Source organism: Kaarinaea lacus (assembly GCF_975902315.1).
Window position 1 is genome coordinate 1 of the sequence record NZ_CDLKIE010000411.1, and the last position, 14,146, is coordinate 14,146.

Below are 14,146 nucleotides of genomic sequence, written 5' to 3' on the forward strand. Positions count from 1 at the left end.
GCACCTGGCACTCAATTGCGCAATGGTGCTGGTGGTGGCGGCATGGGCGGCATGGGCGGTGGTGGTGGTGCTACTGGCGCATTTACCCGAGGACCGTATTACAATCGCGCAGCCTTGAAAATTGTTAACTTCGCCGTCAGTGGTCAATGGTCGCCTAATGATTGTGGATCTGCCGGGGCACCCGGTAACGGAGCGGTAGGTGTTAACTGGATGTTTATGAGTAGTGAAGCGTGTAATAATCTGCCTTAAGGGCGTAGTAACAATAAAAATTACATACATCTAATTACCAAAGCCAATATTTAACTAGAAACTTTATTGGTTCAATATTTGTCAAACGACTCTATCGGTAACGAACTTTGAGTGAGTTCAATGCCGAATGTTTACACCTTCCCCAAGGCCAATTGGTGTTTCTCCTGAGAGTAACAGTGAGACTGTAGCTTCTATGTATCCAAAAATCGTTAATGGAATTACCCGGTATTTGTACTCCTTTATTGCGCTAATGTTAGTGAGTACAGATCTATTGTCCGACGTTCCCCGGTTTGCCTATGTAGCCAATCCGTATGATTACACTATTTCCAGTTATTATCTGGATGAAAATGGCGTGATGTTTCCCAATGGCATGGTGTATACCAAGGATAAATTTCCCGCGACACTAATTATTCATCCAAACGGCAAGTTCATTTATTCAGCTTCGCGTACTGTTGATACGGCGCCGATATTTAAAATTGATCCTAAAACCGGCAGGTTAACCGAAACATCGGGTTCGCGTTTCAATACGAAGTTGCGTTCGCCCTTTTCTTACGGTTTTCATCCTTCGGGCAAATTTCTCTATGTTGCAGGTCGGGGTGGAGGAGTTGCCGGGTTTCGCGTGGATGACAAAACAGGCGACCTTGATTATGTGCCGGGTTCACCGTTTAAATCAGGCGAACGAACGCGATGTCTGACTATACATCCGTCCGGAAAATTCGTTTATGCGAGTAACGCCTATACCAACGATGTGTCAGCCTATAGTATCAATGAAAAAACTGGCGTGTTGACTGAGTTGTCAAATTCACCGTTTCCCGCTGGTGAAGCCGGCCCCTTTGATGACACTTATGCGAAACTCCCCGATGTAGTGGGTAACAAGGGGGGAATGCCATACTACATCGCCGCTCATCCGTCCGGAAAATTCGTTTACGTGAGCAATTGGGCTTCGGCCAGTGTATCGGTGTTTCGAGTTAATGAAACGACCGGAGACCTGACATTGGTTGGTTTACCAAAAGAAACAGGACTAACGCCCTATGCAGTTGCAGTTCATCCATCAGGGAAGTATGTGCTGGTGAGTACCTGGGGTGGTAACGATATCTACGTTTACACTGTAAATACGAAGACCGGCGAACTCGAGCATGCGAAAGGATCACCATTTCGAACATTAGGCATAAAACCCGTTGATATTAATTTCAACATTGATGGCTCAATGGTGTTTGTTGCTAACAATGGATCCAATAATGTTTCGATATTTGACCTGGATATTAATACGGGTAAATTAACATTGAAAGACCTGGGTATGACCAGGGCTGGTTCAATAGACGCAGAGCTTGTTACTGTCGAACAACCGGTTAAGTTGGTGCCTCACTATGCATTTGTTGTCAACAAAAAATCCGAGGCATTGGTTAGTTATCGAGTTGATAGCGCAACAGGTAATATAACAGAAGTGGCGCGCATCAAGACCGGTAAAAAACCGGTCGCAGTCGCCCAGGATCCCTTGAACCGTTTTGTTTATGTGGCAAATTCAGGTTCCGATTCTGTATCGGCTTATAGCATAGACCAAAAAAATGGGAAGCTGACGGAAATTGAAGGATCACCTTATAAAGTAGGCAACAATCCCGTCGCTGTTCGTGTCGATGCCAATGGTTGGTACTTGTATACGCTGAATCAAACTAGTCAGGATATGTCAGTGTTTCTGATCCATGTTAAAAAGGGGCAATTGGCAGAAGCACAAGGGTCGCCCGTTACCATACAAAAGCAACCACAGCGCTTGATGACAGATCCTACCTCCCGTTTTGTTTACGTTAATAACAGTAAAGACAAGTCAGTAAATGTCTATCGTTTTCGTACGGCTGTTACGCCATCAATATTTGAAATCACTGATTTCGGCTCACCGTTCGTATTCGATACGGCACCGACTGATGTTTCAATAGATCCTACTGGTCGGTTTGCCTTGGTGTTGCAAAGTGAGGCGAAGCAAATTTCACTGTTTTTAGTGCACGTGTCAACTGGCGCCCTGGTTCCCATTAAGGAAGGTTATCAACCTTTTAAGTTAAGCGAAGAAGGTGCCATCGAAGCAAGCTTTCATCCCAATGGCAAGTACGTTTACGTGCTTAATCAGAAAAGCAAAAACATTTCTCAGTTGCAATTGGGGCGTCTCAATGGCGAGTTAAAGGAAATCGGTAAACCCGTTTCTACTAATGGTAAGCCAGTTTCGTTCACGATAGATCCGGCTGGCCAGTATCTTTATGTTGTGAATGATAAAGAAAATGGACTGCGCAAATACAAGATCGACAAATCGACCGGTAGCTTATCTGACGCCGGACAAATTCAACTGCCCTATACACCCGTATCAATCGTTATTTCACGCGATTTTAATTAGGTTTGTTGGTTTTTATGCTTGCATTTGTTGTAAATTATAGGAAAGTATTTTGCATTGCATGAACCAGGATATCCCGATAGTAGTTACTAATGTTGAAAACAGTTAAAAAATTGTCATCGCTAAAAATAACCCTGGCTGGTATGGGGTTGCTGGTTGTCGGCTCGATTTTGAGTTATGGCAATCCTGATAACACACCAATTTGGGTGCTGATAGTGCCAATGGTGTTATTAGCGATCAATTTAACTGCTGCAATAGCGACTAATGCCCGAATTAATCAGCAACCTGGATTACTGGTTTTTCATGTCAGTTTATTGCTAATCCTTATAGTTGCGACGATCGGTCGGCTTACACATATGGATGCGCATATTGAATTAGTCGTGGGTACTGAATTTGAACCTGGTAATCTCCAGGAAATACATGCCGGGCCGCTGCACTCCGGTGCTCTGGATAAAGTGCATTTTGTACAAGGACCCTTTAATGTTGAGTATTCGCCTGGTTTGCAAAGGGGATTGACTTATAGCTATGTTAACGTAAAAACAGTTACCGGAGCGTGGGAAGAGCGAGTCGTGGGAGATGACCGTCCACTTGTAATTGAAGGCTACCGTTTCTATACCACGTTTAATAAAGGATTTGCGCCAATCCTGACCTGGATCCCAGAAACTGGAGAACCAGTCACTGGTGCTGTCAATATGCCATCCTACCCGCTATTTGAATACAAGCAGGACAATCGCTGGATTCCTCCCGGTAGCAAAGAAGAAATTAAATTTTGGTTACAGTTAAATACCGGAATGAAAGAAGATGACCACTGGGTATTGGATGGGAGAACATCGACGGGTGTGCTGATCGTTACTACTGAAAACAAACGCCACGAAGTTCAGGTAGGCGAATCAGTTGAATTACAGAATGGTCGCTTGCGTTTTGAATCGCTAACGACCTGGATGGGCTATCGGCTGTTTTATGATCCAACCATTCAATGGATGTTTTTTATTTCCATTATGGGTGTGCTTGGCTTGACGCAATATTTCTGGAAGAAAATAAACCTGCAGCCCTGGATGGATGAAAAGCCTGACGCTGTCGTTGCTGAAGATGGGAAACCAATCGGTGAGTTGGGTGGTCAAACAAGCCAACAACAAATTACAGATAAAGACATGGTGTCGAGCCATTTTATGGCAGGAGATGGGCGTTGAATAATGTAGTGGCAGAAATCCCCTGGTTGTGGTCCGGGCTTGGGGCTTATTTCGTAGCGACTCTTATCGCTATTTGGGGCGTTGTGCCTCGATTTGCCGGTATGCCTGTTATCAAGTCGAAACGTCATGAATATATCGTGCTGGCGTTTTTAGTGCTGGGTGTTGCGCTTCTGGCGATTGCGATATCAGCGCGCTGGGTGCGTATTGGGCACGGCCCCTGGATTAGCCTGTTTGAATTACTGATGAGCCAGCTTTGGAGTCTGGGGCTGATATTCATTTTACTTTACTGGCGTTTGCCGGGATTAAGACCCAGCGCCGTTATAGTCTTACCGGTGATGTGGATACTTGGCAGTTGGGTATTGACTCTTGAGCCTAGCGCCAGTCACTTCCCTGCAACGTATTACAATTCCTGGAAGTGGGTGCATGTAGGTTTGGGTAAAGTCTTTCTCGCTTTGCTATTGGCCGGTGTGGGCCTGGCTGGTGTACTAATGTTGCGCCAGACGGAGCGGGGCAAAGTCTGGTTCAAGAGTATGCCGTCAGATGTCATTGTGGACAGGCTCGCCTGGCGTTTCATGATGCTGGCGCTGGTATTTGACAGTTTAATGTTAATCGCTGGTGCTGTATGGGCGCAGGACGCATGGGGTCGTTACTGGGCCTGGGACCCATTAGAGACTTCTGCGTTTCTCACCTGGCTATTTTTAGCGATAGGATTGCATCTCAGGTTAAGTTATCGTGTACCACCAGTGCTGAGTGGTTTGATGATTATCGGTATTTTTGTTATGGCGTTTGCGACCTATTTTGGTACGCCTTATATTAGTCCCGCTGCTCACAAAGGTATGGTGTAAAAAAAGTTGGTTTATTTTTATGGTTGATGTGAGTAACAGTAAAGCTGGCAAAGCAAAAACAAAAATAAGTTATGAGAACCTGATTTCCATAATTGCAGTAATCTCAGTTGTTGTTATTGGCAGTAGTTTATTCACCCTTGCCAAACAACACCCACCGCAATTTGTGGATTTCCGATCAATGCAGGGAGAGTCTAACGTAAAAGGTTACACTCGGCCGAAGTCTGCGCAAGCAGCAACGCCGCAGCAGGCAGGGATCAAACAAATTAATTTGCTGGAAGGCTTGTCACAGAAAGATGCGCAATTATTGCAGCAACGTTTTGATCAGGCGGCATCATTACTTCATGCCGGGCAGTTTGAATATGCCATTACCGCGCTGGATCAGGTCATAAAAATTCAACCGAGAATGCCTGAAGCTTATGTCAATATGGGTTTTGCCTATTTAGGATTAGAACAATATGAGACTTCAGCGATAGCGTTTTCAAAAGCAATCGATCTCCGACCAAATCAAATAAATGCCTATTATGGTTTGGCAGAAGCGCTCGAAGGTATGCGGGATTATGAAGGCGCATTGGGTGCCATGCGCAGTTATATACATTTGTCACCACACGATGATCCCTTTGTTCCCAAAGCACGTTCAGCCATTTGGGAATGGGAGGTGAAGCTAGGTCGCAAACCCCAGATAGAAAATCAGGATAAAACCATGGGGTTTGATGACAAACGTTTTGTTTCCCCGCATAACTAAATGTTGAAAGATTCTATTGTTTTCATTGATAACTTTAAAAGTGAATCATGAAAGCCAGTCTAACTTTAAAGGCCACTATTTTCGCATTAATGCTATCTGCAATGAGCGCTTGTGAGCAGTCCTCCCTCCCATCACTCAAGATTGCGCAAGGGCAGAGGGTGCCTGATCTCAAAGTCAAGGATCTAACGGGTAATGAAACAACATTATCACTGGCCAGCGGCCAGGTTTTAATACTAAACGTGTGGGCCACGTGGTGTGGTCCGTGTCGTCACGAGATGCCCAGCCTGGATCGCTTGTCCAGGTCACTGGATAGCAAACACTATTCAGTGGTAGGTCTCTCTGTCGATACAGACGATCATGTGGTAAGGGAATTTTTAATAGAGCGAAAGGTGAGTTTTCCTAACTATATGGATCCAGCGATGGAAGTGGCTAACCAGGTTTTTGGTATCAGGGCATTTCCTTCGACGTTTGTGTTTGGTCCCGACGGGCGATTGTTGGAAGTCATTGAAGGCTGGCGGGAGTGGGATACGCCGAGTATGGTGGGCAGGATAACGAATTTAGCTAATTCGGCCTCTAAAGAGGGCGGTTTGGCTGAAAATAGATGAAAACCGTATGTTTCCGTTCGAAAATGTCAATTAGTGCTCCCGACAGGAATACTTAAGAATCCGCCTAAGGTCTAGAGAAATCTAAAAAATTCGTGATACACTCGTTATCTTATGACGATTGAACAACTGGCGGCTATTTAATAGGCAAAGACGAAAAAATGCTTGAAGTACGCGAACTTGAATGCGTGCGTGGTGATCACCGCTTGTTCAAAGGTCTGAATTTTACGTTGCAGCCGAGCGAGCTGCTACACCTGCGCGGTAAGAACGGCGCAGGGAAAACCAGCCTGTTACGCACGATATGTGGTTTAACAGCACCTGCCGATGGAGAAGTACTCTGGAAAGGCGAAAATATTCGCTCCCTTCGCGATGAATACAATCGTGGGTTGACCTTCTTAGGGCATTTAAACGGGATTAAAGGCGAACTCAGCGCACTTGAGAATTTACAGGTGTCTTGTTCGCTCTCGGGAAGCAAAATATCTGAAAATCAGTTACTGGATGCCCTGCAACATATCGGTCTGGGCGGGCGGGAAGATTTGCCTACCAAGGTGTTATCGCAGGGCCAGAAGCGCCGTGTTGCATTGGCTCGATTGCTCATTATGAAAACGGTATTGTGGGTGCTAGATGAGCCCTTTACGGCTTTGGATGTGCACGCTGTGGATCTACTTAAGGGATTGATTGCTAAGCATATTCAGGCTGGCGGAATGGCTATTTTAACGACGCACCAACATGTTGAAATCGATGCGGGTGTTTTGAAAGAGATAGATTTGAGCGCGGCATGAGTGAATCGAGTCTTTGGATAGCCAGTCGCTCAATGCTGGCGCGGGATTTGACACTTGCCATGCGGCGCAAGGCAGATGTACTGACGACTTTGTTCTTTTTTCTTATCGTTGTCAGCCTGTTTCCATTGGGTGTTGGCCCGGAAATGGAAACCTTGCGACAAATAGCGCCTGGTGTGATCTGGGTAGCTGCATTGCTGGCCTCAATGTTGTCCCTTGGGCGTTTGTTTTCCGACGATTATGAAGACGGTACCCTGGAACAGATCCTACTGGAGCCACATCCATTATCGATGCTGGTTTTATGCAAGGTATTAGCTCACTGGCTATTGTCAGGATTGCCATTGGTTATATTTTCGCCGCTGTTGGGTATGCAACTAGGCTTGGAAGGCGAAGCCATAGTATTATTGATGATTACCCTGACGTTGGGGACGCCTGCGTTAAGTTTGATTGGTGCTGTGGGGGCGGCATTGACCCTGGGATTGCGAGGTGGAGGAGTATTAATCTCACTGCTGGTACTACCTCTTTATATTCCTATTTTGATTTTTGGCGCCGGTGCTGTGGAGTCACAGAATGCCGGTTTAGGTGCAGAAGCACATTTATCCATTCTGGGTGCTTTCCTGATGGTAACTCTGGTGTTTGCACCGATCAGCACCGCAGCGGCACTGCGTATCAGTATGGATTAACTGTTGAATTTCTATAGGCAACTATTTAATTTGCAAGCAACGAAAAGAAACATTCATGAGCTTTAAAAACTCCATTATCTGGTTATATTTTTCTTCCCCCAGAAATTTTTATCCCCTGGCGGGAAAAATGATCCCCTGGTTTGGCTGGCTAGCGGCAATATTAACCGTTGTTGGTTTGTATATCAGTTTTGTCCTCGCGCCCTCCGTTTTGTCTGACCAAAAAGAATATTACGTCATAATTTTCATTCATGTGCCCGCCGCGTGGATGTCGATGTTTATCTATGTTGTTATGTCCATGTATGCGTTTATTGCATTGGTGTGGAATATCAAAATGTCGGAAATGATGGCAACAGCACTGGCGCCAACGGGCGCGATGTTCACCTTTCTGGCATTGTGGACAGGCGCATTATGGGGGCGCCCAAGTTGGGGCGCTTACTGGGTTTGGGATGCAAGACTTACCTCTGAGTTAATACTGTTATTTCTGTATATAGGTTTTATGTCCCTGCAATCAGCTATTGATGATCCCAGACGTGCGGCGCGAGCCAGTGGATTACTGGCTGTCGTGGGAGTCATTAATATCCCCATTATTTATTTTTCAGTTCGCTGGTGGAATACCTTGCACCAGGGATTCTCTGTACAGCCCGCACAAACGCAGCAATTAATGGATCCTTCTATAAAGTGGGGTATGTTGGTTCTCGCAATAGCATTCTGGATGTATACCATTGCGGTGGTGTTGGCACGTGTGCGCACTGTTATATTGGAGCGAGAGCGTCAGACCAGCTGGGTACAGGAGTTGGTGGGTGCTAAATCATGAGTGACATAGCAGAATTTTTTTATTTTAGCGGCTATGCCTGGTACGTGTGGGGTTCTTATGGCGTTACAGCGGCATTTATGATTGCTGAAATTATCCTGGTAATCCGGGGTAAGAAAAGCATGATGAATCGCCTGGCTCGTATGGCAAGGTTAAATAATTCAAGCAACGATTAAAGGGTTAAATCCAGTTGAACGAATCGTTTCAAAATGGGATCAGATACCTAGTAATTATCTCTTACCCCGTAGTGACCCATTACCGTGAAGTAAAAAGTAGGTGAAAAGTTATGAAAGCAAGACATAAGCGATTGGCATTTATTGTTGTGGGAGTGGCAGGATTGGCAGTAGCCATTGGTTTGATTGCCAATGCGTTCAATCAAAACCTGGTATTTTTCTTTAGCCCCAGTGATATTCAGGCTAAGCAAGCACCAGTCAACCAGAACTTTCGATTAGGTGGTTTGGTTGAAGAAGGCAGTTTAAAACGCGAGAACGACGGATTAACAGTTCATTTTGTTGTGACTGATAACGCCAATACAATTCCCGTAACCTTTACCGGAATATTGCCGGATCTTTTCCGAGAAGGTCAGGGAGTTGTGGCGCAGGGTAAATTAAATGAAAACGGTGTATTCATGGCGAAAGAAGTTCTAGCCAAGCATGATGAAACCTATATGCCTCCGGAAGTGCAAGACGCGTTAGATAAAGCTAAACAAACCGCAAGCGCAACGGTCGTTAAAGATCCTCAATAAAAGAATTTAACTAGGGAGTGAGCAAGCCATGATACCAGAGCTTGGGCATTTTGCTTTAATATTGGCGCTGTGTGTTGCTACAGTGCAAGGTGTGTTTTCCATTGCCGGAGCACAGATGGGAATACGTCCCTGGGTAGCAATGGCGAAACCGGCAGCACAATGTCAGTTTGTGCTGGTTGCAGTGGCATTTGGGTTTCTGACTTATTCGTTTATTGAAAATGACTTTTCCGTTCGCTATGTTGCTATGCAGTCAAATTCTCTGTTGCCGTTACAGTATCGTATTTCCGCTGTATGGGGTGGTCACGAGGGGTCGATGCTGTTGTGGGTGTTGTTGCTCGCAGCCTGGTCGATGGCGGTAAGTATTTTCAGTAAAAACCTCCCGGATGATATGGTGGCACGGGTTATCGGTGTCATGGGTCTGGTTTCAGTTGGTTTTTATCTGTTTATCCTGTTTACCTCCAATCCTTTCGATAGACTGCTGCCTCCTGCTGTAGATGGCCGAGACTTGAATCCTCTATTACAGGATCCTGGTTTAATTATTCATCCCCCCATGTTGTATATGGGATATGTGGGATTCTCCGTAGCATTTGCTTTCGCGGTCGCCGCACTGCTAAGTGGTCGTCTCGATGCGGCATGGGCGCGTTGGTCGCGGCCCTGGACCACGGTTGCCTGGATGTTTCTAACGATTGGTATTGGTCTTGGCAGTTGGTGGGCGTATTACGAACTTGGCTGGGGCGGCTGGTGGTTCTGGGATCCGGTTGAAAACGCGTCATTTATGCCATGGTTAGTGGGAACTGCGCTAATTCATTCATTAGCGGTGACGGAAAAACGCGGCACGTTTAAGAACTGGACAGTGCTATTGGCGATTTTTGCTTTCTCGTTAAGTTTATTGGGTACCTTCCTGGTGCGTTCCGGTGTATTAACATCGGTGCATGCATTTGCGACAGATCCTGAGCGTGGTGTATTTATCCTGTTCCTGTTGTTATTGACGATCGGTATCTCATTGACATTGTTTGCCTGGCGCGCGCCAAAAGTTGGAATTGGTGGTCGCTTTAGTTTGATATCCCGTGAGTCAGCATTGTTAACTAATAATGTACTATTGGTGGTTGCCGCGGCGGCGGTGCTACTGGGTACCTTATACCCACTGTTATTAGATGCCCTGGATATGGGTAAAATCTCTGTGGGGCCTCCCTACTTTGATGCGGTCTTTATGCCTCTCATGACTCCGGCATTGTTTTTGATGGCCATTGGCCCAATTGCTCGCTGGAAGCAGGCAGAGTTGCCCGATATTGTCGTCCGATTACGTTGGGCGGCAGTAGTGAGTCTAGTGATGGGACTGTTGACACCATTCATCATGGGTGAATGGGGTGCAATCCGCAGTATTGGATTTACATTGGCATTCTGGATTATGTGCAGTGTTTTCCTGATGCTGCGTGAGCGAGTTCAGAAAAGTCAGCGATCTGGTAATGTTGTCAGCAAGATTCTGGGTTTACCCAATTCATTTCTCGGTATGTGCATGGCGCATACGGGTGTTGCAGTATTTGTCATCGGTGTAGCTATGGTGCAGAGCTATGAAGTTGAAAAAGATATGCGCATGGAAGTGGGTGACACTGTTGAATTAGGCGGTTATGTGTTCCGCTTTGAAGGTGTAACGCGAACTAAAGGTCCTAACTATAACGCAGACCGTGGGCAAGTGGTGGTAACCAAAGACGGTGATGTTGAAACCGTGTTGTTTCCCGAAAAGCGCGTTTATACGGTGCAAACCATGCCAATGACTGAAGCCGCCATCGATACTGGTCTGACGAGAGATCTTTATGTATCTCTGGGAGAACCGGTTGGTAACGGTGCCTGGAGTGTGCGGGTATATTACAAACCGTTTGTAGACTGGATCTGGGGCGGCTCATTTATTATGGCGTTGGGTGGCTTGTTGGCGATTACCGATCGGCGTTATCGGCTGGTTCGCCGTAAAGCGAAAGAAGAAAAAACCAGCGGTGGTGAAAGCACAGCTATGGCGGGTAAAGCAGTTACTGGAGAGTCGTAATGGTTCGCTATTTGGTTCCTCTGATTATCTTTATTGTATTGGCTGGTTTCTTATATGTGGGTTTGGGTCTGAAGCCTCGCGAGGTTCCGTCGCCCTTTATAAATAAACCGGCACCTGAGTTTCAGCTACAAAAGCTGCATTCCATGAATGAACTGTTCAGCAACAAGGATATGCTGGGCCAGGTTTGGCTGCTGAATGTTTGGGCTTCGTGGTGTGTCGCCTGTCGTCAGGAGCATCCGGTTTTAGTCGATATGGCCAGGCAAGGTAAGGTTCCACTGTATGGGTTGAACTATAAAGATGCGCCAACAAACGCCAAGCGTTGGCTAAACGAACATGGCGATCCTTATGTGTTAAGCGCTGTTGATTATCAGGGTAACGTCGGTATTGATTACGGGGTGTATGGTGTCCCTGAAACGTTTGTCATTGATAAGCAAGGTGTGGTTCGACACAAGGTTATCGGTCCAATTTCTTATAAAGAACTAAATGATTGTGTAATGCCGGTTGTGGATGAGTTGAATAAACGTGAACAAATAGATCCAGCGGCGTTAGCCGTCTTAAGTGAGGTGAGAAAGGCATGTTCGTCATGATGCGCAATGTTGTCTACATGTTATTACTTGGCTTGCTTGTTATAGCAACTCCGGTTATTGCCAAGGAGGCCGCTCCCATGGCGGCTGATCCAGAGATGGAGAAAATAGTTAATGAAATTGCTGCCGAGTTGCGATGCCTGGTGTGCCAGAATCAAACTATTGCTGATTCCCATGCTGCACTGGCAGTGGACTTGAAAAACCAGGTGCGTGAAATGGTTAAGCAAGGGAAGAGTCGCGATGACGTAGTTGACTACATGGTGGAACGTTATGGGGATTTCGTTCGCTATCGTCCACCCATTAAGCCGACGACCTATCTGCTATGGGTTGGCCCATTTTTATTGTTGGCCGGTGGATTTATTATCCTGGCAGTCAATTTGCGCAAAAGAAAAGAATTAGTCACGGAAGCACCATTAAGCGAAGAAGAACATCAAAAACTGGATTCAATTCTTCATTCTGAAAATAAAGAGGGAGAGGGCCGTTAAGCATGGTTGTATTTTCTACGGTGGCGTTACTGTTAATTATCGCAGCGTTGTTATTTCTGTTACCTCCCTTGATGCAGCGCCAGTCGTCAAAGAGTGCGGTTGAACGTAAAGAGCTGAATATTTTGCTATACAAGGATCAGCTTGCGGAACTTGAGGCAGACCTGAAAAGCGAAAACATAACGCAGGAACAGTTTGATCAGGCTCATGCTGATCTGGAAAGAAGTCTGCTACATGATGTTGCCGACGATACGAGTGATAATAAACCAGCTAGAAAAATTTCAGGTAACATTGCTGCCATTATCGTTGGTATAGCAGTGCCTGTCGTTGCTGTTGGTCTGTATGCGCATCTGGGTGAAGGCAAGGATGGGTTTGAACCTGAGAATTTCCGACCGGGAGCCACAACAGAAGGACATGAAGGGACGCTCGAACAACAGGTTCGTAAGCTGCAGGATCACTTACAGAAAAATCCTGACGATGTGGAAGGCTGGGTAATGCTGGCAAGGTCCTATTATTTCCTGAAGCAATACCAGGCAGCCAGTGACGCATTTGCTCGATCAGTTGCAATGACCAGTGAGAGTAATCCGGGTTTGTTGGCGGATTATGCGGATGCACTAGCGATGGCCAGTGGCCGCAATATGGCGGGTAAGCCTTACGAGTTAGTCAAGAAAGCATTAAGCATCGATCCTAATCACCAGAAGTCATTATGGTTGGCGGCAACGGCCACTTATCAAGCCCAGGACTTTAAGACGACTCTGGACTACTGGCTAACACTCCGCAAACAGTTCCCTGAAGGTACCGATAATTATGTTCAGATGACTCGAAATATTGCTGAAGTGAAGCAATTTTTAGGAATGTCTATCGATGAAGAAATGGCTATCATGCAACAGGCTGAATCAGGTTCTGCAACAGCGGCGGCTGGTGGTGGAACAGGTGCTGCTGCTAAGGTATCAGGTGTAGTGTCACTGGATCCTGCCTTGCAGGACAAGGTGTCACCCACCGATACATTATTTGTGTTTGCCCGTGCAGCCACTGGGCCACGCATGCCTTTGGCAATTATCAGAACCTCCGTGTCGGATTTACCACTTAGCTTTACGCTGGATGATTCACTGGCGATGAATCCGCAAATGAAAATATCAAAATTCCAGCAAGTTATCGTGGGAGCCCGAATTTCGAAATCCGGGAATGCAATGCCACAAAGTGGTGATCTATCGGGGCAAACTGATGTAGTGTCATTGGGTTCAGAAGGATTACAAATAACAATTAACGGCGCTGTGCCCTAGTAATTAGTATAATAATATAATTTTAAAATTTAACCTGCTTTGCCTGTTAACGAATTACCTTGAAACAGATGTCGAGGGAGTGCTGAGTAGTGAAAGCTAAATCTATTTTATTTTATTTTTTCCTGTTTGGTTTGATTTCTGCCAACTCTGCATTGGCGGGTGATCCTTTTGCGGGATCAGCGATTTACACTGAGTATTGTGTGAACTGTCATGGTGGTGACGGTGCCGGTGAAATTGCCGGTACACCCAGTTTTCGCGGTGGCAAGCTGATGATGAAAAGCAATAACGAGCTCATCAATAAGATAAGAAATGGTAAAGATTTAATGCCAAGCTTTGGTGGTGTTTTATCAGAAGAACAAATTGATGATGTTGTGACTTATATAAGGACATTTAACTAGCATGCGTATGTGTAGTAACAAATTAATTATTGTTGTCGTAATTATCGCGTTGGCTGCAACAGCCTGTTCTAAAGAAGATGAAGCGAAAAAAGAAATAACGCCGGAAGTAACGGCGCCAGCTCAGACTGGGCAGCAAAGCCAAACTCTACTACCGGAAGTTCAGCCTGAAGCCCCCCCCGCGATTCCTTCAGGGTACAAAGTTATCGATTCCTTTAATGTAGGTCAGAATGTCTATGTGCGTTCCATGACGGTTGATCCGGTCGCCAGGACACTATGGATAGGTACATCGGTGGGCGTGCTGGAAATCGATATTCAGACTCGTAATATGTTGAATA

Annotated in this window: 16 protein-coding genes and 1 pseudogene; all 17 read left to right on the forward strand. The window is 45.9% G+C overall.

Features of this window, described 5'->3' with window-relative positions:
* A pseudogene (locus ACWVCM_RS12960) lies at window positions 1–249 on the forward strand (hypothetical protein); the annotation flags it as partial.
* 127 nt (window positions 250–376) lie between these two features.
* Window positions 377–2,629, forward strand: a complete 2,253-nt coding sequence (locus tag ACWVCM_RS12965) for a lactonase family protein (protein ID WP_455202179.1) — start codon at window positions 377–379, stop codon at window positions 2,627–2,629.
* 89 nt (window positions 2,630–2,718) lie between these two features.
* Window positions 2,719–3,816 carry a cytochrome c biogenesis protein ResB gene (locus ACWVCM_RS12970; RefSeq protein WP_455202180.1) on the forward strand — a complete coding sequence of 366 codons (1,098 nt, stop codon included), beginning with the start codon at window positions 2,719–2,721 and terminating at the stop codon, window positions 3,814–3,816.
* Window positions 3,813–4,661, forward strand: coding sequence for a cytochrome c biogenesis protein CcsA (gene ccsA, locus ACWVCM_RS12975; protein WP_455202181.1), 849 nt, complete (start codon window positions 3,813–3,815; stop codon window positions 4,659–4,661). The genes ACWVCM_RS12970 and ccsA overlap by 4 nt, the downstream gene beginning before the upstream one ends.
* 19 nt (window positions 4,662–4,680) lie before the next feature.
* Entirely contained in the window at window positions 4,681–5,403 is a 723-nt protein-coding gene (locus tag ACWVCM_RS12980) for a tetratricopeptide repeat protein (protein ID WP_455202182.1), read from the forward strand.
* A 47-nt stretch (window positions 5,404–5,450) separates the two neighbouring features.
* Window positions 5,451–6,008 (forward strand): TlpA family protein disulfide reductase, encoded by a 558-nt coding sequence (locus ACWVCM_RS12985; RefSeq protein WP_455202183.1) that lies wholly within the window; start codon window positions 5,451–5,453, stop codon window positions 6,006–6,008.
* 158 nt (window positions 6,009–6,166) lie between these two features.
* Window positions 6,167–6,787 (forward strand): cytochrome c biogenesis heme-transporting ATPase CcmA, encoded by a 621-nt coding sequence (gene ccmA / locus ACWVCM_RS12990; protein ID WP_455202184.1) that lies wholly within the window; start codon window positions 6,167–6,169, stop codon window positions 6,785–6,787.
* Window positions 6,784–7,467: a heme exporter protein CcmB gene (ccmB, locus tag ACWVCM_RS12995; protein WP_455202185.1), complete on the forward strand. Its 684-nt coding sequence runs from the start codon at window positions 6,784–6,786 to the stop codon at window positions 7,465–7,467. Before ccmA ends, ccmB begins: the two co-directional genes overlap by 4 nt.
* 55 nt (window positions 7,468–7,522) lie before the next feature.
* Complete coding sequence (gene ccmC / locus ACWVCM_RS13000) at window positions 7,523–8,281, forward strand: heme ABC transporter permease CcmC (RefSeq protein ID WP_455202186.1); 759 nt, start codon at window positions 7,523–7,525, stop codon at window positions 8,279–8,281.
* On the forward strand, window positions 8,278–8,454 hold the full coding sequence (ccmD, locus tag ACWVCM_RS13005; RefSeq protein WP_455202187.1) for a heme exporter protein CcmD: 177 nt from the start codon (window positions 8,278–8,280) through the stop codon (window positions 8,452–8,454). Before ccmC ends, ccmD begins: the two co-directional genes overlap by 4 nt.
* A 110-nt stretch (window positions 8,455–8,564) precedes the next feature.
* Window positions 8,565–9,023: a cytochrome c maturation protein CcmE gene (ccmE, locus tag ACWVCM_RS13010; protein ID WP_455202188.1), complete on the forward strand. Its 459-nt coding sequence runs from the start codon at window positions 8,565–8,567 to the stop codon at window positions 9,021–9,023.
* A 28-nt stretch (window positions 9,024–9,051) separates the two neighbouring features.
* The gene (locus tag ACWVCM_RS13015) at window positions 9,052–11,064 is read left to right on the forward strand and encodes a heme lyase CcmF/NrfE family subunit (protein WP_455202189.1); all 2,013 of its coding nucleotides are present in this window, start codon (window positions 9,052–9,054) and stop codon (window positions 11,062–11,064) included.
* Window positions 11,064–11,651: a DsbE family thiol:disulfide interchange protein gene (locus tag ACWVCM_RS13020; protein WP_455202190.1), complete on the forward strand. Its 588-nt coding sequence runs from the start codon at window positions 11,064–11,066 to the stop codon at window positions 11,649–11,651. Before ACWVCM_RS13015 ends, ACWVCM_RS13020 begins: the two co-directional genes overlap by 1 nt.
* Window positions 11,639–12,133, forward strand: coding sequence for a cytochrome c-type biogenesis protein (locus ACWVCM_RS13025; RefSeq protein ID WP_455202191.1), 495 nt, complete (start codon window positions 11,639–11,641; stop codon window positions 12,131–12,133). The genes ACWVCM_RS13020 and ACWVCM_RS13025 overlap by 13 nt, the downstream gene beginning before the upstream one ends.
* Before the next feature lie 2 nt (window positions 12,134–12,135).
* Window positions 12,136–13,413, forward strand: a complete 1,278-nt coding sequence (gene ccmI / locus ACWVCM_RS13030) for a c-type cytochrome biogenesis protein CcmI (protein ID WP_455202192.1) — start codon at window positions 12,136–12,138, stop codon at window positions 13,411–13,413.
* An 89-nt stretch (window positions 13,414–13,502) separates the two neighbouring features.
* Entirely contained in the window at window positions 13,503–13,811 is a 309-nt protein-coding gene (locus ACWVCM_RS13035; RefSeq protein WP_455202193.1) for a c-type cytochrome, read from the forward strand.
* A 1-nt stretch (window position 13,812) separates the two neighbouring features.
* The coding region (locus ACWVCM_RS13040) for a hypothetical protein (protein ID WP_455202194.1) at window positions 13,813–14,146 on the forward strand (334 nt) is incomplete at its 3' end.